The organism is Serratia sp. CY29653 (genome assembly GCF_052169255.1).
Classification (GTDB): domain Bacteria; phylum Pseudomonadota; class Gammaproteobacteria; order Enterobacterales; family Enterobacteriaceae; genus Serratia; species Serratia sarumanii.
In genome coordinates, this window is the sequence record NZ_JBJNLC010000001.1 from 2,183,200 (window position 1) to 2,205,558 (window position 22,359).

24 protein-coding genes are annotated in these 22,359 nt (G+C 60.9%); 16 read left to right on the top strand and 8 right to left on the bottom strand.

Features of this window, described 5'->3' with window-relative positions:
* Positions 1-51 precede the first annotated feature (51 nt).
* Positions 52-579 (top strand): hypothetical protein, encoded by a 528-nt coding sequence (locus ACJ8HN_RS10455; RefSeq protein WP_342181085.1) that lies wholly within the window; start codon positions 52-54, stop codon positions 577-579.
* A 149-nt stretch (positions 580-728) separates the two neighbouring features.
* Here ACJ8HN_RS10455 and ygbI read toward each other — a convergent pair whose 3' ends face one another.
* Positions 729-1,499, bottom strand: a complete 771-nt coding sequence (gene ygbI / locus ACJ8HN_RS10460; protein WP_033637671.1) for a DNA-binding transcriptional repressor YgbI — start codon at positions 1,497-1,499, stop codon at positions 729-731.
* A gap of 283 nt (positions 1,500-1,782) precedes the next feature.
* Between ygbI and ltnD the strand changes: the two genes are divergently transcribed.
* From ltnD to ACJ8HN_RS10490, 6 genes are all read left to right on the top strand, one after another.
* Positions 1,783-2,697, top strand: coding sequence for an L-threonate dehydrogenase (gene ltnD / locus ACJ8HN_RS10465; protein ID WP_442523397.1), 915 nt, complete (start codon positions 1,783-1,785; stop codon positions 2,695-2,697).
* Positions 2,697-3,956, top strand: a complete 1,260-nt coding sequence (gene otnK, locus ACJ8HN_RS10470; RefSeq protein ID WP_442523398.1) for a 3-oxo-tetronate kinase — start codon at positions 2,697-2,699, stop codon at positions 3,954-3,956. The genes ltnD and otnK overlap by 1 nt, the downstream gene beginning before the upstream one ends.
* Complete coding sequence (gene otnC, locus ACJ8HN_RS10475) at positions 3,953-4,585, top strand: 3-oxo-tetronate 4-phosphate decarboxylase (RefSeq protein WP_033637668.1); 633 nt, start codon at positions 3,953-3,955, stop codon at positions 4,583-4,585. The genes otnK and otnC overlap by 4 nt, the downstream gene beginning before the upstream one ends.
* Positions 4,586-4,588: 3 nt before the next feature.
* Positions 4,589-5,365 (top strand): HPr family phosphocarrier protein, encoded by a 777-nt coding sequence (locus tag ACJ8HN_RS10480; protein WP_047568602.1) that lies wholly within the window; start codon positions 4,589-4,591, stop codon positions 5,363-5,365.
* 105 nt (positions 5,366-5,470) lie between these two features.
* Complete coding sequence (locus ACJ8HN_RS10485; RefSeq protein ID WP_033646865.1) at positions 5,471-6,841, top strand: GntP family transporter; 1,371 nt, start codon at positions 5,471-5,473, stop codon at positions 6,839-6,841.
* Between the two features lie 63 nt (positions 6,842-6,904).
* Entirely contained in the window at positions 6,905-7,435 is a 531-nt protein-coding gene (locus tag ACJ8HN_RS10490; protein ID WP_442523399.1) for a GNAT family N-acetyltransferase, read from the top strand.
* A 3-nt stretch (positions 7,436-7,438) separates the two neighbouring features.
* Here the strand turns inward: ACJ8HN_RS10490 and ACJ8HN_RS10495 are convergent, their stop codons facing one another.
* On the bottom strand, positions 7,439-8,311 hold the full coding sequence (locus ACJ8HN_RS10495; RefSeq protein WP_060428004.1) for a LysR family transcriptional regulator: 873 nt from the start codon (positions 8,309-8,311) through the stop codon (positions 7,439-7,441).
* Positions 8,312-8,402: 91 nt separating this feature from the next.
* On the opposite strand from ACJ8HN_RS10495, the gene ACJ8HN_RS10500 reads away from it, so the two are divergent.
* Positions 8,403-9,386 (top strand): nitrilase family protein, encoded by a 984-nt coding sequence (locus tag ACJ8HN_RS10500; RefSeq protein ID WP_033637663.1) that lies wholly within the window; start codon positions 8,403-8,405, stop codon positions 9,384-9,386.
* Between the two features lie 87 nt (positions 9,387-9,473).
* On the opposite strand, the gene ompX is transcribed toward ACJ8HN_RS10500, so the two are convergent.
* Positions 9,474-9,992, bottom strand: coding sequence for an outer membrane protein OmpX (gene ompX, locus ACJ8HN_RS10505; protein WP_033637662.1), 519 nt, complete (start codon positions 9,990-9,992; stop codon positions 9,474-9,476).
* 400 nt (positions 9,993-10,392) lie between these two features.
* Between ompX and rhtA the strand changes: the two genes are divergently transcribed.
* Together rhtA and ACJ8HN_RS10515 are read left to right on the top strand one after the other, a co-directional pair.
* On the top strand, positions 10,393-11,280 hold the full coding sequence (gene rhtA, locus ACJ8HN_RS10510; protein WP_004939202.1) for a threonine/homoserine exporter RhtA: 888 nt from the start codon (positions 10,393-10,395) through the stop codon (positions 11,278-11,280).
* A 132-nt stretch (positions 11,281-11,412) separates the two neighbouring features.
* Positions 11,413-11,880: a YhcH/YjgK/YiaL family protein gene (locus ACJ8HN_RS10515; protein ID WP_033646871.1), complete on the top strand. Its 468-nt coding sequence runs from the start codon at positions 11,413-11,415 to the stop codon at positions 11,878-11,880.
* On the opposite strand, the gene ACJ8HN_RS10520 is transcribed toward ACJ8HN_RS10515, so the two are convergent.
* Complete coding sequence (locus ACJ8HN_RS10520) at positions 11,862-12,413, bottom strand: AAA family ATPase (RefSeq protein WP_033647478.1); 552 nt, start codon at positions 12,411-12,413, stop codon at positions 11,862-11,864. The genes ACJ8HN_RS10515 and ACJ8HN_RS10520 overlap by 19 nt on opposite strands.
* Before the next feature lie 355 nt (positions 12,414-12,768).
* Here ACJ8HN_RS10520 and dps point away from each other — a divergent pair, with 355 nt between their 5' ends.
* The 6 genes from dps (at position 12,769) to ybiO (ending at position 18,622) form a co-directional block, all read left to right on the top strand.
* Positions 12,769-13,272, top strand: coding sequence for a DNA starvation/stationary phase protection protein Dps (dps, locus tag ACJ8HN_RS10525; RefSeq protein WP_004939215.1), 504 nt, complete (start codon positions 12,769-12,771; stop codon positions 13,270-13,272).
* 140 nt (positions 13,273-13,412) lie between these two features.
* Positions 13,413-13,679, top strand: coding sequence for a DksA/TraR family C4-type zinc finger protein (locus ACJ8HN_RS10530; RefSeq protein WP_033637659.1), 267 nt, complete (start codon positions 13,413-13,415; stop codon positions 13,677-13,679).
* Positions 13,680-14,017: 338 nt separating this feature from the next.
* Complete coding sequence (glnH, locus tag ACJ8HN_RS10535; RefSeq protein ID WP_442523400.1) at positions 14,018-14,761, top strand: glutamine ABC transporter substrate-binding protein GlnH; 744 nt, start codon at positions 14,018-14,020, stop codon at positions 14,759-14,761.
* Between the two features lie 102 nt (positions 14,762-14,863).
* On the top strand, positions 14,864-15,523 hold the full coding sequence (glnP, locus tag ACJ8HN_RS10540) for a glutamine ABC transporter permease GlnP (protein ID WP_004939229.1): 660 nt from the start codon (positions 14,864-14,866) through the stop codon (positions 15,521-15,523).
* Positions 15,520-16,242, top strand: a complete 723-nt coding sequence (glnQ, locus tag ACJ8HN_RS10545) for a glutamine ABC transporter ATP-binding protein GlnQ (protein WP_004939230.1) — start codon at positions 15,520-15,522, stop codon at positions 16,240-16,242. Before glnP ends, glnQ begins: the two co-directional genes overlap by 4 nt.
* 154 nt (positions 16,243-16,396) lie before the next feature.
* Positions 16,397-18,622 (top strand): mechanosensitive channel protein, encoded by a 2,226-nt coding sequence (gene ybiO / locus ACJ8HN_RS10550; RefSeq protein ID WP_039566892.1) that lies wholly within the window; start codon positions 16,397-16,399, stop codon positions 18,620-18,622.
* On the opposite strand, the gene ACJ8HN_RS10555 is transcribed toward ybiO, so the two are convergent.
* The 4 genes from ACJ8HN_RS10555 to ACJ8HN_RS10570 all read right to left on the bottom strand — a co-directional run bounded on the left by ACJ8HN_RS10555 (position 18,619) and on the right by ACJ8HN_RS10570 (position 22,321).
* A complete protein-coding gene (locus tag ACJ8HN_RS10555) occupies positions 18,619-19,623 on the bottom strand; it encodes an alpha/beta hydrolase family protein (protein WP_442523401.1) in 1,005 nt (334 codons plus the stop codon). The two genes, ybiO and ACJ8HN_RS10555, sit on opposite strands and share 4 nt — an antisense overlap.
* The gene (locus ACJ8HN_RS10560) at positions 19,611-20,249 is read right to left on the bottom strand and encodes a GNAT family N-acetyltransferase (RefSeq protein WP_442523402.1); all 639 of its coding nucleotides are present in this window, start codon (positions 20,247-20,249) and stop codon (positions 19,611-19,613) included. Before ACJ8HN_RS10560 ends, ACJ8HN_RS10555 begins: the two co-directional genes overlap by 13 nt.
* A gap of 11 nt (positions 20,250-20,260) precedes the next feature.
* A complete protein-coding gene (locus ACJ8HN_RS10565; protein ID WP_439927519.1) occupies positions 20,261-20,830 on the bottom strand; it encodes a TetR/AcrR family transcriptional regulator in 570 nt (189 codons plus the stop codon).
* Between the two features lie 186 nt (positions 20,831-21,016).
* Positions 21,017-22,321 carry a methyl-accepting chemotaxis protein gene (locus ACJ8HN_RS10570; RefSeq protein WP_033653405.1) on the bottom strand — a complete coding sequence of 435 codons (1,305 nt, stop codon included), beginning with the start codon at positions 22,319-22,321 and terminating at the stop codon, positions 21,017-21,019.
* Positions 22,322-22,359 lie beyond the last annotated feature (38 nt).

Sequence of the window (22,359 nt, forward strand, 5' to 3'; positions counted from 1 at the left end):
CGTCACAAAGGGGATAACTATAGGAAAAATAATAGTAAAAAGGATTTCATCATGGAGATTGATGTGAGGGAGTCACACACAGGGATAGCAGACACATACAGGTATCAGATTACTGTAAGAAAAAGTGATGGTAAAACGGCCATCTATCATTTGGATTTCAAGAAAATTGGGCAAAACATGCACCATTGGTTTGCCCCAGTGTATGTGGACACTACTCTCCTCGATAATGCTTTCTCTCTGGAGTTTTATGATGTTAAGGCGCTGAGCGACGCAAGCAAGCACCAGCGCTCAGCTTTCGATACCTATACCGCAATGCATTACACCCTTCTCCAACGCGAACGTTTATTCGTCGTTGGCATCGGGGAAACCCTTCTCAAGTTTGCTTATCAGTATCATGCCAGGATCATCTTCAGTGCACCGTTAAGGCCAGCATTAGCTAAAATTTATGATTTCCTGTTGAAAAAACACGCTGAAAAAGGGCATTATTCATACAAAATAGAGTTTATAAAGGACGGCCTCTATGTCATCGAAATCCCGCGTAACCCCCATAACACCCCATACTTACCAGCAGCACGTTAAGGAACAACGCCTGAAAGAGATGCAAGCCTTCCACGAAGAGTGGTGGGAACAAAGGCGCCGCGAATGGCGTGAACGCGGCGGCGTTGAAGCAAGTGAACCGCCCGCACGTGGCATCGATACCGAACTTTCATCCTGACTCCGGTTCGTTCTTACTCTTCTTCCCCTGCCGTCAGCAACGCAAGCCCCGCTTGCTCGATTGCCTCCCGCGCGGCGGCGGGCAGCCCCTCGTCGGTAATGACGGCGTCAAAGGCGGCGATCGGCAGCGCCAGGTAGGTCGCGATCTTGCCGTATTTCGAGGTGTCGCTGAGCAGAATGCAGCGGCGGCTGGCCTCGACGATGGCCTTCTTTACCATCACCTTGTCTTCGTTCGGCGTCGACAGGCCGCGCATGCTCCACGAAGAGGCGGAGATAAACGCCAGATCGATAAACAGACCACGCAGCGCCTGCGCCGCCGCTTCGCCGACGCAGGAGCGATTCTCCCGGCACACGGTGCCGCCGGTGTGGATGATTCTGCACTGGCTGTGTTCGATCAGAAAGCCGGCGATGACAAAATCGTTGGTCACCACCGTCAAATCGTCACGCTCACCGATCTGCTTCGCCAGCGCCAGCGTGGTGGTGCCGGCATCCAGATAAATACAGCTATTGGCGGGAATTTGCCGCGCCGCCAGCCGGCCGATGGCGATTTTCTGCCGGCTGAACATCCCCTCTTTGGCCTGATGCGAAGGTTCGCTCGCCACCCGCTCGGGCGCCTGCACGCCGCCCGAGACCGACTGCACCGCGCCCTGTTCCTCCAGCTTTTGCAAATCGCGGCGGATCGTCATATGCGACACCCCCAGCCGTTCGGTCAGCTCGGCAATGCTGACGACGCCGCGTTCGGATACCAGCGCAAGAATTTGTTGATGGCGTTCTACAGGTATCACGGTTCCCTCTCGTTGCTGCGGTGATAATAATTGTGATTTTACGTCAATTTTCGTTCGCCGATAGCCCTAATTTTTCGCGGCGTGACGGCGCGCGCAGAGACGCCAGAAAAACATAAACTTATTTAAAAACATAACAATAATGTTGATGCAGGCCAGAAACCGTACGAAGAATTCGTCTCACACATTGTTAATTATTGTGATATCGATCGCGGATAAACGGCCATCAAGCGCTTACATTTAACACAACAAAACAAATTATCACTAAAATTAACAGGAGTGCAGTATGACACACCCAGGGAATTATGCCGTCTGCGTCATTGGGCTGGGCGCGATGGGCATGGGCGCGGCGCGCTCGTGCCTCCGCGCCGGATTGACCACCTACGGGGCGGATCTGAATCCGCAGGCGCTGGCGGCGCTGCAACAGGCCGGCGCAAAACACGCGTCTACCAGCGCGCGCGATTTCGCCGCCGAACTGGACGCCGTGCTGCTGCTGGTGGTAAACGCCGCCCAGGTGAAGCAGATCCTGTTCGGCGAACAAGGCCTGGCGCCAAAGCTCAAGCCGGGCACCGCGGTGATGGTCTCTTCGACCATTTCCGCCGATGACGCCAAACAGATCGAGCAACGGCTGCTGGACTACGGGCTGCCGATGCTGGATGCGCCGGTTTCCGGCGGAGCGGCCAAGGCGGAGGAAGGCCAGATGACGGTGATGGCCGCCGGCGCCGACGCCACCTTCGAGCGCCTGCAACCCGTGCTGGACGCCATCGCCGGCAAGGTTTACCGCATCGGCGAGGCGATCGGCCTGGGCGCGACGGTTAAAATCATCCACCAGCTGTTGGCCGGGGTGCACATCGCCGCCGGAGCGGAAGCCATGGCGCTGGCCGCCCGCGTCGGCATCCCGCTGGACGTGATGTACGACGTGGTCACCCACGCCGCCGGCAACTCCTGGATGTTCGAAAATCGCATGCGCCACGTGGTCGACGGCGACTATGCGCCCAAATCGGCGGTGGATATCTTCGTCAAGGATCTGGGGCTGGTGGCCGATACCGCCAAGGCGCTGCACTTCCCGCTGCCGCTGGCCTCCACCGCCTTCACCATGTTTACCGCCGCCAGCAACGCCGGTTACGGTAAAGAAGACGACAGTGCGGTAATCAAAATCTTTGCCGGCATCGATTTGCCGCAGAAAAAGGAGGCAATCTGATGCTGCTCGGCGTAATCGCGGATGATTTTACCGGCGCGACCGATATCGCCAGTTTTCTGGTGCAAAACGGCCTGCCGACGGTGCAGTTGAACGGCGTGCCGCAAGACGAAACGCCGGTCAGCGCGCAGGCGGCGGTCATCAGCCTGAAATCGCGCTCCTGCTCGGCAGAGCAGGCGGTCGAACTGTCGTTGCAGGCGCTGGCCTGGCTGCAAAAACAGGGCTGCCGCCAGTTCTACTTCAAATACTGCTCCACTTTCGACAGCACCGCGCAGGGCAATATCGGCCCGGTGACCGACGCCCTGCTCGCCGCGCTGGGGGAAAGTTTCACTGTGGTATCTCCGGCGTTGCCGATAAACGGCCGCACGGTCTATCAGGGCCACCTGTTCGTCGGGGAACAGCTGCTGTCCGAATCCGGCATGCGTCATCACCCGGTCACGCCGATGACCGACAGCAACCTGCTGCGCCTGATGGAATCCCAGGCCACCGGGCGCTGCGGGCTGGTGACGGCGGCGGAAATGGATCGCGGCGCCGGGGCGATCAGCGAGAAACTGCGGCAATTGGCGCAGGAAGGCGTGCGCTACGCGGTGCTGGATACGCTCAACGAACGGCATCTGCTCAGCCAGGGCGAAGCGTTGAAAACGATGAAGCTGGTGACCGGCGGTTCGGGCCTGGCGATCGGCCTGGCGCGGCAGTGGGCGCAGAACGGCGAGCGTTCGGCAGAGGCGGCCGGCGCGCCGCAGGGCGAGAAAGCGGCGGTGCTGTCCGGTTCTTGCTCCGTCATGACTAACCGGCAGGTGGCGCACTACCGCGAACGCGCGGCGGCGCAGGCCATCGATATCGGCCGCTGTCTCGATCCGCAGGCGCGCGCCGCCTACGCCGCCGAGCTGGCGCATTGGGCGCAGCGTCACGCCGGGGAGGCGCTTGCCCCGCTGATCTACGCCACCGCAGCGCCGGAAGCGCTGCAGCAAACGCAACGGCAGTACGGTAGCGCCGCCAGCGAGGCGGTGGAGGCGTTGTTCGCCGAGCTGGTAGTGCAACTGCGCCAGTTGGGATTCAGCCGCTTTATCGTCGCCGGCGGCGAAACCTCCGGCGTGGTCACGCAGGCGCTGGGCATTCGCGGCTTCCATATCGGCCCCAGCATTTCCCCCGGCGTTCCCTGGGTGCGCGCCAGCGATCGGGCCATTTCCCTGGCATTGAAATCAGGCAATTTTGGCGATGAAGCCTTCTTCGCGCGCGCGCAAACGGAGTTTCCAGTATGACCACGACCATCGAACAGCAGGCACGAGAAGAGATGGTGCGCCTGGGCGCCTCGTTTTTCCAACGCGGTTACGCCACCGGCTCAGCCGGCAACCTCTCGCTGTTGCTGCCGGACGGCGCGCTGCTGGCGACGCCGACCGGCTCCTGTCTCGGCGAGCTGCAGGCCGATCGTCTGTCTAAAGTGAGCCTGAACGGCGACTGGCTGTCCGGCGACAAGCCGTCGAAAGAGATCAGCTTTCACCGCGCGCTGTATCTGAACAACCCGGAATGCAAAGCGGTGGTGCACCTGCATTGCACCTACCTCACGGCGCTCTCTTGCCTGCAGGGGCTGGACGTCGACAACGCCATCAAACCGTTCACCCCCTATGTGGTGATGCGCGTCGGCAAGGTGCCGGTGGTGCCCTACTATCGCCCCGGCGACGAAAGGCTGGCGCAGGATCTGGCCCGCCTGGCGCCCACCCACCGCGCCTTTTTGCTGGCCAACCACGGGCCGGTGGTGACGGGTAAAGACCTGCGAGCGGCGGCGGACAATACCGAAGAGATGGAAGATGCGGCGCGGCTGATCTTCACCCTCGGCGATCGTCCGATCCGCTATTTGACCGATGATGAAATTGCCGAATTACGGAGCTGACCCATGCCTAAATTTGCCGCCAATTTATCGATGATGTTTAACGAAGTGCCGTTCCTCGAGCGCTTCGCCGCCGCTGCCGAACAAGGCTTCAACGCGGTGGAGTTCCTGTTCCCTTACGAGCATCCCGCCGAGCTGTTGGCGGAAAAACTGCGCGAACACGGCCTGCAACAGGTGCTGTTCAACACCGCGCCCGGCGATGTCGCCGCCGGCGAATGGGGGCTGGCGGCGCTGCCGGGCCGCGAGCAGGATGCGCGCGCCGATATCGATCGCGCGCTGGCCTACGCCATCGCCCTCGCCTGCCCCTGTGTGCACCTGATGGCCGGCGTGGTGCCCGCGGGCGCGGACCGGCAGCGTTATCTCGACACCTTTATCGCCAATGCGCGCTATGCCGCCGACGCCTTCGCCCCGCACGGCGTCAAGGTGCTGATCGAAGCGCTCAGCCCACCGGTCAAGCCCGACTACCTGTTCGCCAGTCAATATCAGGCGGCGGAGGCGGTGGCGGCTATCGAGAGACCGAACGTGTTCATTCAGTTCGACTTTTTCCACGCGCAGTTAGTAGATGGCAATATCAGCGGGTTGCTGGAAACGCTGGCCGGGCGCTACGCGCATATCCAGATAGCCTCGGTGCCGGATCGCCATGAGCCGGATGACGGCGAACTGAATTACCCGTGGCTGTTCGACAGGCTGGATGCGCTCGGTTATCAAGGCTGGGTAGGTTGCGAATACCGGCCGCGCGGCGACACCGCCGCCGGGCTCGGCTGGCTGAAACCTTACCGCTAACGCCGCCGCCGACACCAGGAAATCGATTTTATAACAATGAAACGCACCCGTATCGCCACGCGGCGATCGCGGTGCCCAACGCTTACCCAACGAAAGGCTTTTTTCATGTCTACCTCTCTGCTGTTGCTGATTGCCGTACTCGGCGTGGTGCTGCTGTTATTGATGGTCATCAAGGCGAAGGTGCAACCCTTTGTCGCGCTGTTGGTGGTCAGTCTGCTGGTGGCGTTGGCCAGCGGCATTCCGACCGGTGAAGTGATGAAAGTGATGACCGCCGGGATGGGCGGCGTGCTCGGCTCGGTGACCATCATCATCGGCCTGGGGGCGATGCTTGGCCGCATGATCGAACACTCGGGCGGCGCCGAGTCGCTGGCGCAGCGCTTCAGCCAGGGGCTGGGGCCGAAACGCACCGTCGCCGCGCTGACCCTCGCCGCGTTTATCCTCGGCATTCCGGTGTTCTTCGACGTCGGCTTTATCATTCTGGCGCCGATTATCTACGGCTTCGCCAAGGTCGCCAAAGTGTCGCCGCTGAAGTTCGGCCTGCCGATGGCCGGCGTGATGTTGACGGTTCACGTCGCGCTGCCGCCGCACCCCGGCCCGGTGGCCGCCGCCGGTTTGCTCAACGCCGACATCGGTTGGCTGACTATCATCGGCCTCGCGATCTGTATTCCGGTCGGCGCGATCGGCTATTTCGCCGCCAACTACCTCAACCGCAAAACCTATCCGTTATCGATAGAGGTGCTGGAACAGCTGCAGCTGGCGGCGCCGGAACCGCGTCCGGAAGGGCAAGCGCCGCTCAGCGATCGCATCAACCCGCCCGGCGCCGGGCTGGTGGCAGCGCTGATCGTCATCCCGATCGCCATCATCATGCTCGGCACCGTCTCCGCCACGCTGTTGCCTGCCGGCTCGGCGCTGCGCGATACGCTGTCGCTGCTGGGCTCGCCGGCGGTGGCGCTGATGATCGCCCTGCTGCTGGCCTTCTACTTCCTGGCGCTGCGCCGCGGCTGGAGCCTGCAACACGCCAGCGATGTGATGGGCGCTGCGCTGCCGACCGCCGCGGTGGTGATCCTGGTGACCGGCGCGGGCGGCGTGTTCGGCAAGGTGCTGGTGGAATCCGGCGTCGGCAAGGCGCTGGCGGAGGTGCTGACGGCCATCGGCCTGCCGCTGGTGCCCGCCGCCTTTATCATTTCGCTGGCGCTGCGCGCTTCGCAGGGATCCGCCACCGTGGCGATCCTGACCACCGGCGGCCTGTTGTCGGAGGCGGTCAGCGGCTTGAATCAGCTGCAGCTGGTGCTGGTGACGCTGGCGACCTGTTTCGGCGGGCTGGGGCTTTCCCACGTCAACGACTCCGGTTTTTGGATCGTCACGCGCTATCTGGGGCTGTCGGTGGCCGACGGCCTGAAAACCTGGACGGTGCTGACCACCCTGCTCGGCCTGAGCGGCTTTCTGTTCACCTGGCTGTTGTGGCTGGCGGTGTGATTTCTCTGGCATACTGAACGCCGTTGTTTTTCATCGCCTTTCACCCTGTGCAGGAGCAGCAACATGACCGTAATCAACACCGCGCCAACGCTTGTCACCGAACGCCTGCGGCTGGACGCGCACAGGCTGGACGACTTCGAGTCGCTGGCCGCATTGTGGGCCGATCCGCTGGTGGTACGCTATATCGGCGGCACGCCGCGCGACCTGGAAGACTCCTGGGGGCGCCTGATGCGCTACGCCGGCCACTGGGCGCTGTTGGGGTATGGAAATTGGGCGGTGCGTGACAAACAGAGCGGCGAGTACCTCGGCAGCATCGGCTTCTTCGACGGCCTGTGCGATATCACCCCGGCGCTCGACGCGCCGGAAATGGGCTGGACGCTGGTGAGTTCTGCGCACGGCAAAGGCTACGCCACCGAGGCACTGCGGGCGGCGCTGGCCTGGGGTAAAACGCACCTGCCGGGGGAGAAAACCGTCTGCATCATCTCGCCGGAAAACCAGGCTTCGCTGGCGCTGGCGAAAAAAGTCGGCTTTAGCGAAAGCCGCCGCAGCGAGTATCACCAGAGCCCGATCGTCGTGATGCATTGCCCGCTCTAAAACCTAACCGCGTTGCATCGCCAACGCCGTCTGAACAAAGTTGTCCCGCAGCGCGTCGGCGCGCTGCGGGTCCCAGGCGATACCGACCTGCCACTCCGTTTCCTCGCCGCTCAGCGGTAAAATGTCGATGCCGGCCGGCGCGATATGCGTGATGCTGTGCGGCAGCAGCGCAACGCCGACGCCGGCGGCGACCAGCGCCAACAGCGTCTGAATATCGCCAGCCTGCTGCACCACGTTCGGCGTCAAGCGGTGAGCGGCGATAAACCGCAGCGACTGATCGCTCAGCCCGCGCCCGCGCTTCGGAGTCAACTGCAACAGCGGCAGCTGATTGAAACGCGCCATCAGATCGTCGGCGCGCAGCGCCAGCGCGCCCGGCGCGGCCAGCACCAACCGGTCACTCAGCATTGCCACGCCGCACAGCGGCGTATTGACCGGCAAACGCACGAACCCCGCCTGCAACTCCCCCTGTAACAGCAACTGATACTGCCGTTCCGACGGGATGTCCTCCAGGCCGATCGCCACCTCGGGAAACCGTTGGCGAAAAGCCGCCACCAGCTGCGGCGCCAGATGAAAGCTGGAGAGGCCAAATCCCAGCGCCAGCCGCCCCGCTTCCCCGAGCGCCACCCGCCGGGCGCGCCGCTGAAACTGCTGGTACTGTTCCACCAGCGCCTGCGCCTCCGGGTAGAGCCGCTGCCCGCCGGCGGTGAGCACCGCGCCCTGTCGGCCACGCTCGAACAATCGAACGCCGAGCTGGGTTTCCAGCGCCTGAATCTGCTTGCTCAGCGCCGGCTGGCTGATGCACAGCCGGCTCGCCGCCTGTCGATAGTTGCCCTGCTCGGCCAGCGCCACCAGGGCGCGCAGTTGTTTTATATCCATTCCATCAGGTTATCAAATAGGGAATTTAATTGATTATACAGTAATCAATCCACCTGCTGTAATCAACGCAGACCCTAACCGGAGAGACACCATGACCATCTCATTGCGCGCCGCCACGGTGCAGTTCCAGCATCGCGCCAACGATAAGAATTACAACCTGTCGATCATTGAGCGCTTTATCGCTCAGGCGGCCGAGCAGCAGGTACAGCTGCTGGCCTTCCCGGAAATGTGCATCACCGGCTATTGGCACGTGCGCCATCTGTCCGACGCCGAAGTGCGGGCGCTAGCGGAACCGATCGCCGCCAGCCCTTCGCTGGCGCGCATTCGCCCGCTGGCGGAGCGATACAACATGGCGATCGGCGTCGGGCTGATCGAGCTGGGCGACGACGGCCGTTGCTACAACGCCTACGCCGTATGCCTGCCGGACGGCGCGCTGCATGTGCACCGTAAACTGCACGCCTTCGAACACCCGGCTATCGCCAGCGGCGATCGCTATACCGTATTCGACACCCCCTGGGGCGTGCGCGTGGGCGTATTGATCTGCTGGGACAATAATCTGGTGGAGAATGTGCGCGCAACGGCGCTGCTGGGCGCGGAGGTGTTGATGGCCCCGCACCAGACCGGCGGCACCCATTCGCGCAGCCCGCACGGCATGAAGCCGATCCCACAGGCGCTGTGGCAGCGGCGGGCGGAAGATCCGCAGGCGATAGAAGCCGCCTTTCGCGGCGAACACGGCCGCGGCTGGCTGATGCGCTGGCTGCCCTCGCGCGCTCACGACAACGGGCTGTTTTTGCTGTTCAGCAACGGCGTGGGCCGCGATGACGATGAGGTACGCACCGGCAATGCGATGATCCTCGATCCCTACGGCCGCATCGTGGCGGAGACATGGGCGGCGGAAGACCGGATGGTCAGCGCCGATCTCGATCTGACGCTGATCCCGCTCAGCACCGGCCGCCGCTGGATTTACGGACGCCGCCCCGAGCTGTACGGTTTACTGACCGAACCGCAAGGCTATGAGCGCGATGCCCGCAGCGCACGCTTTTCGACGCAGCCGACGGGGCGCGGCGGCCAATGACAGATAAAAAAAATCCGCCCGAAGGCGGATTTTTTATCCGCGCGGCAACCTGTGCCGCGCATTCACGCCCGCAGGCATGAAGAAATCTTAGAAGCGGTAGCCTACGCCAACGTTCCAGCTGCCAACGTCCACGCTGCGGATGCGGCTCTGCTCGTAGCCAACGTCCAGGGCAACGTTTTCGATTGGGTTGAACTGCAGACCGGCACCGTAGGTGAAGCCGTAGTCGCTGTTGCCACCTTTGTTACCACCAGCCTGGGCGTTGTCGATGTTTTTGCCGTAGCCAACACCGATCACACCGTAGATGCTCGCCCAGTCGTTGAAGCGGTAAGCTGGACCTGCGGTGATGGAATCGTACTGAGATTTCTTGTAGAAACCGTTTTCAGAACGATTTTTTTCCAGGTGGGTGAAGGAGCCGATCACACCCAGTGGGTTGTTGTCGAACTCGTAACGGTATTTCAGGTTGAAACCGTCGGCCTTGTTAGCAACGCCTTGGAGATCACCCTGCGCATAGCCAGCGGATACGGTGCTCTGACCAGCGAATGCGGTACCTGCGCTAACTGCTAATACGCAAGCTGCTACTGCGGAAAGACATGCAATTTTTTTCATAACCACCTCAAACGCGTTTTATTATTAAGTACATCCATTTGTTCATGCTTTGAAAATATAACAAAAATTAGCGTGAAACTCTGCCTTGAAATGAGTGTCTAAAGCTTTATATCGTGTAACAGAAGATTTCAAGAACAGTGTATCTGCTTCTTTTCGCTCTATTTTCGGCCGTATTCTACGGCTTTCTGTGACAAAAATCACCAATTTAATATCCAGATAATTCTTAAGAAAAAGCGCACTTTTTGACCAAATTCGCCACATCTCATCCGAGGATCGGCGGATTTCACCGCGATGCGCGCTTTTCTCAGACAGATTTTCGCCATTTCATTTACACTGCTCGCATCTCCGTTTCGACCGTTTTCTCAAGGCTGAGGAACGGCGCAAAAAAGGCTCGTTAAGGATGTCGTTATCTACTTCCGGCAGAGCGCCCTCCGCGCTGCTGCCCATCTGTCTGTTAATCATCGCCATGGTGTCTATCCAGAGCGGCGCCTCGTTGGCCAAAAGCCTGTTCCCGATCGTGGGCGCAGAAGGCATTACGACGCTGCGCCTTTTCATCGGCACCCTGATTCTGTTCATTATCTTCCGCCCGTGGCGTATGCGCATCGTCGCCGGCAGCCGCTTGCCACTGCTGATTTACGGCCTGTCGCTCGGCGCGATGAACTACCTGTTCTACCTGTCGCTGCGCACCGTGCCGCTCGGCATCGCCGTGGCGCTGGAGTTTACCGGCCCGTTGGCGGTGGCCATGTTCTCGTCGCGCCGGCCGATCGACTTTCTTTGGGTGGCACTGGCGATCGCCGGGTTGTGGTTCCTGTTGCCGCTTGGCCACGGCGTGGGCGGGATCGATCCGTTCGGTGCCGCCTGTGCGCTCGGCGCCGGCGCCTGCTGGGCGGTCTATATCATCTTCGGCCAGAAAGCCGGCGGCGATCACGGCCCCGGTACGGTGGCGCTCGGCTCCTTGATCGCCGCGCTGGTGTTCTGCCCGATCGGCGCCTGGCAAACCGGCAGCGTGCTGTTCAATCTCGATATTCTGCCGGTGGCGCTGGCGGTGGCGATCCTCTCCACCGCGCTGCCATATTCGCTGGAGATCATCGCGCTGCCCAAAATTCCGGCGCGCACCTTCGGCACCTTAATGAGCCTCGAACCGGCGATGGCGGCGCTGTCCGGCATGCTGTTCCTCGGCGAACACCTGAGCGGCGTGCAATGGCTGGCGCTGGCGGCGATTATCGCCGCCTCCATGGGCTCCGCCCTGACCATTCGCCCCAAGCCGCGCCTCGAAAGCCTTTCCTGATCGCCTGACTCGCCTGCCGACCGCAACGTCGGAATGCAGGCGGGTTAACTGTTTTCCTCGTGACAAATCGGCATACTTCCCCTTAGCCTGTATCGCAGGCTCTTTGGACTTTCGCTCACATGGAGAATAACAGTGATTCACAACAGCCTGTTCAACCCCCGCTTCGGCCGCGGACTCGCGCCGGCGCTGGTTTCAACCCTGACCGAGTTACGCCGATGCGACCTGCCCGAACTGGCGCTGGGCCATCACCCGATCGACGGCGACAACATCTTTATGGACGTGATGACGCTGACCACCGTGCCGGCGGCGGAAAAGCGCGCCGAAATGCATCAGGAGTACATCGCGCTGCATCTGCTGATCAGCGGCGAAGAACGCATCGAATACGGCCTGGCGGGCGACTGGCACCGCGAACATCCCCACGCGGAAAATAGCGACCTTCTGCTGCTGGACATCAAACGCCACCCGCAAACGCTGCACATGACGCACGGCATGTTCGCGATCTTTTTCCAGATGGAAGCGCACAAAACCGGCTGCCTGTGGCAGCGGCCGCAGCACATCAAGAAAGCGGTGGTGAGGATCCATCACCGCCTGCTGCTGTGAACCTGCGGCAGCGTCCGTAGAAAATCGGCGGCCTGGCGGGGAGAGCGCAAGCGCTTGAAACGGCGCCCTGCATCGGTACGGGCCATCTCCGCCAGGTATTTTCGCCGGTTCTTCGAGTAAGTGCGGATCGTCCACAGCACGATCGACTCGCGGCTGAAGAAAGAACGGCGGAAACTTTCCCGATTGCCGGTGCCCGGCCACAGCTCGCGTTTGCTGGCCGCGCGCCGGCACGCGCGGCGCACGGCCTGCCACAGCGTGCGGCAGAAGCCGTAGTCCAGCCACAGGATATAGTCGACCTCGCGCCACTTGATCGCCTGCGTGCGGCTGTAGTTGCCGTCCAGCACCCAGCCTCCTCCCGCTTCGGCCAGCGTCTGCTCAAGCCGCGCCAGAAACGCATCATCGGGCGTCCCCTGCCACTCGGGCCGCCAATAGAGCCTGTCCATCTCGATATAGGGAACGTCAAGCCGTTCCGCCAGTTGACGCGCCAGGGTGCTTTTACCGCTGCCGCTGGTGCCGACGACGTTAATTTTCATCATTCGCCAATAAAGACCGGGGTTAATTCCCTTACTTTATCCGCATCAATTACGGCTATCAATATGAATAGGCTTGAAATTAACACCCCGATAACAAAGCAAATATTTAGCCGAACCCGCATGCCGCCAGAAAATAAAATAACAGGGGTAAATCTTCACTGACATAAATAATAACTTAAATTGAAATAACAATAACTTTCATAAAGTTACACAAAAACAAAAAACAAATAAAAATAGTGCCATTCGGCCATTCCTATTTGTGCAATAGCCATTTTCGTGCGGCAAAAATAAATACCCCTGCTATAATTGATCCCGTAACGAAATAGGACAACGACTAATCAAGAGGATATCTGATATGAGTACCGCTAAACTGGTGAAAACGAAATCTTCTGATCTGCTGTATACCCGTAACGATCTGGACGAAAAAGTCAAACTGGCCGCCATCAAGGCGCTGAACCATCAGGTCGTGCAATTCATCGATCTTTCGTTGATCACCAAGCAGGCGCACTGGAACATGCGCGGCGCAAACTTCATCGCGGTCCATGAAATGCTGGACGGCTTCCGCACCGCCATCATCGAGCATCAGGACACCTTCGCCGAACGCGTGGTGCAACTGGGCGGCGTGGCGCTGGGCACCGTACAGGTGGTTAACGATCGCACGCCGCTGAAAAGCTATCCGACCAATATCCACAGCGTGCAAGAGCACCTGAAAGCGCTGGCCGATCGCTACGGCGCGGTCGCGAATGACATCCGTAAAGCCATTACCGAAGTGGAAGACGAAGATACTGCCGACATGTTCACCGCCGCCTCGCGCGATCTGGACAAGTTCCTGTGGTTCATCGAATCCAACATCGAATAACGCTAAAAAGTTGCAGAGCGCCCGTCGTTCCGGGCAGAACAGGCTGGGCTTCGCCCGGCCTGTTTTCTTTTGCGCGGCCGTTGCATTGTACAAAAAACGGCCCATATTAAACGGTAAGGTTCCTTTGTCAGGAGGTAACGATGGCCAGCGGCTGGGCGGCGGACGGCGCCGTACAAGATCAGATTGATTCCACCGTCGACGATGCGGTGCAGCGCGCGCGTGAAGCGCTCGGGCACGGCGAGAGCGAGCGCTATTGCCAGGAATGTGGAGAGCCGATCCCCGAGGCGCGCCGCAAAGCGTTAACCGGCGTGCGTTTTTGCCTCGCCTGCCAGACCGAACAAGACAAAAAACACGCGGCCGCCAGCCTGTATAACCGGCGCGGCAGCAAAGACAGCCAGTTGCGCTAGCATTATCTGCCCCCCCTTTTCGCCGCTCGCGGCTCCGCTTGCACCGTCAGTGCATCATGAAAGTTAGAGTTAGTTATCAATATTGAAGCAAAAACGTTAAAGAACGGTTGTTTCACAGCCAAAGTTTGGTTAATGATAGCCCCGTGCACCAAGATAATTCTTACGCACCATTTTGGTGCCTCACGTTGGTGCATAACCATAACAATTCGCCTTTACGGCACAACATCACGCAATAACTCTTTGTTTTTATAGTAGTTGAAAACATGGCACGATTTTTTCATGGCACCAACTGCAATATAAAAAATGGGTAATCCGCAACCTGTACAGGAATTCCTCTCATGAAGTCGATTTTTAAAGTCTCCCTGGCCACACTCTCTCTGGCCTTTGCCGTAAGTTCCCACGCAGCAGACAAACTGGTGGTCGCCACCGACACCGCTTTCGTTCCTTTTGAGTTCAAACAAGGCGACAAATACGTCGGCTTCGACATCGACCTGTGGGCCGCCGTCGCCAAAGAGCTGAAGCTGGACTACACCCTGAAGCCAATGGACTTCGGCGGCATCATTCCGGCGCTGCAGACCAAAAACGTCGATCTGGCGCTGGCCGGCATCACCATCACCGATGAGCGCAAGAAAGCCATCGACTTCTCCGACGGCTACTACAAGAGCGGCCTGCTGGTGATGGTCAACGCCGACAACAACAGCGTGAAAAGCATCGACGATCTGAACGGCAAAGTGGTGGCGGTGAAGAGCGGCACCGGCTCGGTGGATTACGCCAAGCAGCACATCAAAACCAAGGATCTGCGTCAGTTCCCTAACATCGACAACGCCTACATGGAGCTGGGCACCAAGCGCGCCGATGCGGTGCTGCACGACACGCCAAACATCCTGTACTTCATCAAGACGGCCGGCGCCGGCAAGTTCAAAACCGTGGGCGATTCGCTGGAAGCACAGCAGTATGGCATCGCCTTCCCTAAAGGCAGCGACGAGCTGCGCGAGAAGGTGAACGGCGCGCTGAAAACCCTGCGTGAGAACGGCACCTATAACGAGATCTACAAGAAGTGGTTCGGCACCGAACCTAAGTAAGCTGTGAATTTGGCAAGCTATTAACTTAAGCACAGGGGGCGCTTACCCCCCTGCGCTTCGTTGTATCTGATACCCACGTTCGGGATCACCGGGAGAAATATCATGCAGTTCGACTGGAGCGCCATCTGGCCCGCCATTCCTATCTTGTTAGAGGGCGCCAAAATGACCCTGTGGATTTCGGTCCTCGGTCTGATTGGCGGCCTGATCATCGGCCTCGTCGCCGGCTTTGCCCGCACCTACGGCGGTTGGATCGCCAACCACATCGCGTTGGTGTTTATCGAAGTGATCCGCGGCACGCCGATCGTGGTGCAGGTGATGTTCATCTACTTCGCCCTGCCGATGGCGTTCACCGATTTGCGCATCGATCCGTTCACCGCGGCGGTGGTGACCATCATGATCAACTCCGGCGCCTACATTGCGGAAATCACCCGCGGCGCGGTGCTGTCGATTCATAACGGTTTCCGCGAGGCCGGCCTGGCGCTCGGCCTGTCGCGCCGCGAAACCATCCGCTACGTCATTATGCCGCTGGCGCTGCGCCGCATGCTGCCGCCGCTGGGCAACCAGTGGATCATCAGCATCAAAGACACCTCGCTGTTCATCGTGATCGGCGTGGCGGAGCTGACCCGTCAGGGTCAGGAAATTATTGCCGGTAACTTCCGCGCGCTGGAAATCTGGAGCGCCGTGGCGGTTATCTATCTGATTATTACCCTGGTGCTGAGCTTCGTGCTGCGTCGTCTGGAAAGAAGGATGAAAATCCTGTGATTGAATTTAAAAACGTCTCCAAGCATTTTGGCCAAACCCAGGTGCTGCATAACATCGATTTGAAGATCGACAAAGGCGAAGTGGTGGTGATCATCGGGCCGTCCGGCTCCGGCAAATCCACCCTGCTGCGCTGCATCAACAAGCTGGAAGAGGTCACCAGCGGCGATCTGATCGTCGACGGCCTGAAAGCCAACGATCCGAAAGTGGACGATCGGTTGATCCGCCAGGAAGCCGGCATGGTGTTCCAGCAGTTCTACCTGTTCCCACACCTGACGGCGCTGGAAAACGTCGCCTTCGGCCCGATCCGCGTGCGCGGCGCGAAGAAGTCCGATGCGGAAAAGCTGGCGCGCGAGCTGCTGGCCAAGGTCGGTCTGGCGGAGCGTGCCCACCACTATCCGTCCGAACTGTCGGGCGGGCAGCAGCAGCGCGTGGCGATTGCGCGCGCGCTGGCGGTGAAGCCGAAAATGATGCTGTTCGACGAGCCGACCTCCGCGCTCGATCCGGAATTGCGCCACGAAGTGCTGAAGGTGATGCAGGATCTGGCCGAGGAAGGCATGACGATGGTCATCGTCACCCACGAAGTCGGCTTTGCCGAAAAAGTGGCGTCGCGCCTGATCTTTATCGATAAGGGCCGGATTGCCGAAGACGGCAACCCGCACGACCTGATCAACCATCCGCCAAGCCCGCGTCTGCAGGAGTTCCTGCAGCACGTATCCTGATCCTGGCGGTTTCACGGCGGGCGCGCCACGCGCCCGCCGCTTTCATTCCGCACGCGTTCCCACGCCACATCGCGCCACCTTTCCTACTATATTCATTGTTTTTCATCGTATTGCTCTGACATCCGCCGATCACAGAACGCCAAAGAGAGGAACAATGCCGCCAAACGCAGACTCCCGACGAGGTTCTCATCTGCGAGAACACCTGCTTTTCCTGCTGCTGTTGCTGACCCTGAACGTCTTCGCGCCACCGGCGCTGGCGCAAAACGCGCCGCCCGCGCCCGCCGACAAGAGCGAGCAGCAGAAGGCCGCCTACGCCGCGCTGGCCGATCTGCTGCAAGACGACAAAGCGCGCGCGGCACTCATCAACCACCTGAAACAGGCCGCCGGCGACGCCCCCGCCGCCGCCCCAACAACGCCGGAGGAATCAACGCCGGCCACGCTGAGCGACAGCCTGAACTCGCTGGCGCAGGAGGGCATCGGCACCTTTAACCAGAAGCTCGGCGCGCTGCAAAAGCTGATCGACTCCGGTCCGAAGCGCGTTTTCAATCCCGCCGGCTTTTTCCGCGCGCTGGGTTACTTTCTGCTGACGGTGGCGGTCACCTTTGCGCTGTTCCACCTGATCCGGCGGCTGATCGCGCCGTTGTACAAACGCATGGGCAGTTGGGGGCACAACGCGCGGCTACAGCGCGGCCCGTGGTATAAGCGCCCCGCCGCCATTCTCGGCGCTTTCGCCGTCGATCTGCTGGTGCTGCTGCTGGCGCTGGCGGCGGGCAACCTGTTCGCCCGCCACGTCCACGCCGACAGCGCCACCATTCTGCGGCTGCAGACCCTGTTTCTCAGCGCCTTCGCGGTGATTGAGTTTTTCAAAGCGGTGCTGCGGCTGATTTTCGCCCCCAACTTCGACTACCTGCGCCCCTTCCCCTTCAGCGACCAGAGCGCGCGCTACTGGAACACGCGCCTCGCCTGGCTCAGCGGCCTGATCGGCTACGGCCTGATGGTGGTGGTGCCGGTGGTGGCGGTGCAGATCAGCTACCCGGCCGCCGCCGCCGTCAATCTGGTGGTGATGCTGGCGCTGACGCTGTACGCCATCTGGCTGATCCTGCACAACCGCAAGCCGATACAGCAACAGATCAACCTGCTGGCCGAACGGTCGATGGCGTTTTTCAGCGCGATCCTGCGCGGCCTGGGGCATATCTGGCATCTGCTGGCGATCGCCTATTTTCTGGTGTTGTTCGTGCTGTCCCAGTTCGACATCGGCAACAGCCTGCGCTTTATGATGAGCGCCACGGTGAAAAGCCTGCTGGTGGTCGGCGTCGGCGCTCTGCTGTCCGGCATGCTGACCCGCTGGATTTTCCGCCGCATTTCGCTGCCGACCGACGTTAATCTGCGCTATCCGATGCTCGAGCGGCGCATCAACTCCTACATCCCCAACGGGCTGAAGATACTGCGGGTGATGGTGGTGCTGGCGGTGACGCTGTTCCTGCTCGATGCCTGGCACCTGATCAACCTGTACCAGTGGGCGGGCAGCGAAAATGGCCAGCGAACGCTCGGCGGGCTGGTGCATATCCTGCTGATCCTGCTGATCGCCGTCTTCAGCTGGACGCTGATGGCCAGCATCATCGAGCACCGCCTGGCGCTGGAACTGAGCAACGGCGTGCGGCCGAGCGCACGCGAACGCACGCTGCTGACGCTGTTTCGCAACGTGCTGGCCATCGTTATCAGCACCATTACCGTGATGATCGTGCTGTCGCAGGTGGGGCTGAACATCGCGCCGCTGCTGGCGGGCGCCGGCGCGCTGGGGCTGGCTATCAGCTTCGGCGCCCAGACGCTGGTGAAAGACGTGATCACCGGCGTGTTCATCCAGTTCGAAAACGGCATGAACACCGGCGAATACGTCACCGTCAGCGGCATCACCGGCACCGTGGAGCGCATGACCATTCGCTCGATCGGCCTGCGCGACGACTACGGCGTCTACCACATCGTGCCGTACTCCTCGATCACTACGCTGGCCAACTATGCGCGCGAATTCGGGGTATACCGCGCCAACTACACCGTCAGCCGCGACGAGGATATCGATCGGGTCAATGAAGTGCTGCATCAGGCCATCGCGGCGCTGAAGCAAGATGAACAGGTGAAGCATTTCCTGATTGGCGAGCCGGTCTTCAACGGCGTGGTGGCGCTGGGCGACCGCTCGTTCACCACCCGCGTGACGGTGCGCACGCAGGCGCTGAAACAGTGGGTGGTCCAGTACGCCCTCGATCGGCTGGTGAAAATCCATTTCGATCGGGCCGGCATCGGCATGCCGCAGCAGGCGATGCAGATCTCCCGCGCGCCGCAGCCGCACGAAGAACAGGCGCCGCCCTCGGTCCCCGGCGGTTAGCGCCCGCAGGGCTGAGCGGCCAGAAAGGCCGCCACGTCCTGTCGGTAGGCGTCGTATTGCACCGAGCGCGGCGCAAACAGGCCAACCACGTTGATCAGCCACGGATGGCGGGCGAACAGCGGTTTGATCATCACATGATCGGCCTCGTCGATGCGCGTCACCGTCAGCAGCGAGGCCGGGATCGTTTGCCGATACACGCGCTCGGTTTCGTCCGCGTCCACGTTGACGTCGCGCCCGCCCAGGATCAGGTGCACTGGCGTAGTGAAATACCGCAATCCCGCCGTCGCGTCGCTGGCCATGTTAGCGCGGATAAAGCGCCAGCGGTCGGCGCTCAATGCAGCGGCGGCGCCATACTCGCGGCGGTACTGCGCGTAGCCGTCCGGTTGCTCGAGCAGCGTCTGGATATGGCGCCAATGCGCCTCGCGCGCCTGGATTTGCGCTTCATCGTTCCCCGCCGCCGCCATCGCCGCCCGGGTGTTATAGCGCCCCTGCCGCAGCCAGTTGATCGCCGGCGCCAGCGCCAGCGTGAAGGCGATGTCGGGGCGCAAACGCGCCACCTCCGGCATCACCCATCCCGCCTGGTTGGTGCCCCACAGCCCCACGCAGCGCGCATCAAAGCGCCCGTCCCGCCGTGCCCAGTCGATGATATCGGCGGTTTCCCGCGCGCGATCCGCCATGGTCTGATGCAGCCAGTTGCCGCCGGAGCCGCCAACGCCCGGCTTATCGAAGGATAAAACCGCGTAGCCCTGCTGCGCCATCGCCTCCCAAATGCCGTAATAGCCTTCGTCGCGGCTGGCGTTGGCCGGCCCATCGCCGTGCACGAACACCACGACGCCGGGCTTGATCGGCGCATGCTGCGGCAACACCAGCGTGCCGGTCAGCCGGTTGCCGCCGGCGGTCACCGTGACCGGTTCGGTGACAAAACGAAAGTCGTTGACGTAAATGACCCACCCGAGCGCCAGCAGGAGCAGCGCCACGCAGCACAGTCCTATTTTGCGCACGTCGCCTCCCCGCAGCGTCTCTCCATCAACACCCAGTCGGCCTGACCGAACAGCCATCCTAACGAAGCGTAATGCTCTTCGCGCCGCACCTGAAAACCGCAGCGCCGGTACAGGCGCTGCGCATCCACGTTGCGCCGGCTGACGTGCAGACTCAGACGCCGGCCCGCGCCTTGTTCAGCAGCATAGTCGTTCATCCACTGCAGCAGCCGCTTGCCCACCCCTTTGCCACGCTGACTCTCGGCCACCGCCAGGTAGGAGAGATACAGCTCATTGGCCGCCGGGGTGTGCTGCAACACCGCCATTTGCAGATACATGCGCCAAACGTTCAGCCAGCCATAGCGGCGGCACAGCCGCCAAATCGGCAAGGCATGCGGACGCCGCCTGGCGTTGTTCTCGCCAGCGGCCGCATTGAGGGCAAAGGTCGCCACCACCTGTTCATCCTGCTTCACCACGAAGCTGCGCTCCCGGCTGCCGCCTTGCTTCCAACGCCATAGCCGATAGAACAAACGCCACTGAAGGCGGGCGCTCAGACGGCGTGCGCGCTGGAACTTGTCGCAGAACGCGGCGTAGATCAGCGCCGCCGTTTGCCGGCGGTCAGCATCGCGGTACGGCTCAATGTGCAGCATATCCACCTCGACTAGGGATGCCGGTAGAGCAGTTGTTCCAACAGCCGCACCGGCGTGGTCTCCTCCGGCGCGGACGACGCAAAGATCGCCTGCCGCCAGGCCTGACTTTCGAGCACGTCCAGCACCAGCTGCGCGAGCGGCAACGGCGCTATCGCCGGTGCGATCTCACCGGTTTGCTGCGCCTCGGCGATAACCGTCGCCAGCGCCTCAATCAGCTGCCGCTGGTTGGCGCTGAACGGCTCGGCCAACGCCGGGTTGCGTGCCACCTCCGCCACGATCTCCGCCGACAGCTGCACATTGGCCGGTTCGGCGACAAAGGCATGATAGGCGGTGAAAAAGGCCGACAGCGCCTGTTTCGGCCGCGTTCTGTCGGCCCGCAGCCCGGCGGCAAACTCGGCGAATACGCCGTTTTCCAGCAGCGCAATTTCGCCGATCAACGCCTCCTTGCCGGTAAAGTGGTTATAGAGGTTGCCGACGCTGACGCCCGCCGCCTGCGCGATATCCCGCATGCTGGTCTGGTGAAATCCCCTGTGGGTAAAGCTGTGCAGCGCAGCCTCGACAATCTTTTCTCGGTTTCCCATCGGCAACTCCCGAAACGGTGAAGGGGGCGCCTGGCGCCATCGAATGAATATTAATTAATGAACGAACGTTCGTTCATATTTAAGAATAGCATAGGCTGGAAAAATTGAACCGCGGCTCAACGGCGTGTGAATCGGTGGGAAGATAAAAACGCCGCCCTCATTTTCGGCGGGCGGCGCGATGAAAACTCAGTGCAGCGCGTCGCCCTGCTTCACCGACGTAAACGCCTGCATCAGTTTCACGACGTCGTGCATGCCGATGTTGACCTGATTGATCACTTCCCCGGCATCGTGGGTCAGCGCCACGCCGCCGCCGGCCTGCTCCACACAGGTCGCCATGCCGGCAATCGCCGCCGCCACGCCTTGCTGGATAGACTTGGTCATGCGTTCGATCTCGGTCGCCGCCTTGCGCGACTGTTCCGCCAGCGTGCGCACTTCGTTGGCCACCACCGCAAAACCGCGCCCGTGCTCGCCGGCGTGGGCGGCTTCGATCGAGGCGTTAATCGCCAGCAGGTTGGTTTGGGAAGCGATTTTACGAATGGCTTCGACGATGGTGCCGATCTGCTGAGAACACTTGCCCAGCTCGGTGACCACGTCCGAGGTTTCGCGCGCCGCCGCTTCGACCTGCTGCATGCCTTTCACCGCCTGCTGCACGATGATCGCGCCCTGCGCCGCCTGCCGATCGGTATCGAGCGACAGATGATGCGCGTTGCGCACCATCTCTTCTTCATGCTGCTGCTGTTGCATCAGCCGGGTGATGTCCTGGGCAATCTTCACCACCTTCACCACCTGGCCTTCGTTGTCGAGGATCGGGTTGTAACTGGCCTCCAGCCATACCCGTTCGCCGCGCCGGTTGAGGCGCTCAAAACGCCCGGTGATGAACTCGCCGCGCGCCAGGCGCTGCCAATGCCGCCGATAATCGTCGGAATTGGCGAACTCCGGCGGGCACAGCACCGCATGCGACTGCCCGCACGCCTCTTCCAGCCGATAGCCCATCAGCGCCAGCATATTGTCGTTGGCGCTGACGATGGTGCCCTGCGGCGTGAAAGCGATCATCGCCATCGATCGATTCAGCGCCGCCAGCAGGCTGCGATGCTCCTGCGCCTGGGTCACTCGCTCGGTCACTTCGCTGGCGATCTTGACGATCTCCACCACCTTACCCTGTTTATTCAGCACCGGCGCATAGGTGCCTTGCAGCCACACCGCCTCGCCGTTTTTCGCGATGCGCTTTATGGTGTCCGTAATGGGTTGGCCCTTATTCAGCGTCTCCCAATGTTTGCGGTATAGCGGGCTGGCAACATAGTTCGGATCGCAGAAAATACGGTGATGCCGGCCAATCACGTCATCGCGTTGAAATCCCAGCGTGTTGAGGAAAAGATCGTTGGCACGCAATACCGTGCCATCGGGCGAGAATACGATCATCGGAACGGCGTGTTCTATCGCGCTCAGTTCGGCGCCTTTGTGGGTAGTTAACTGACTGAATCGTAACAGCATAAGGTGTAGTCCTTGTGGCAGATGATGGCGCTTTTCTT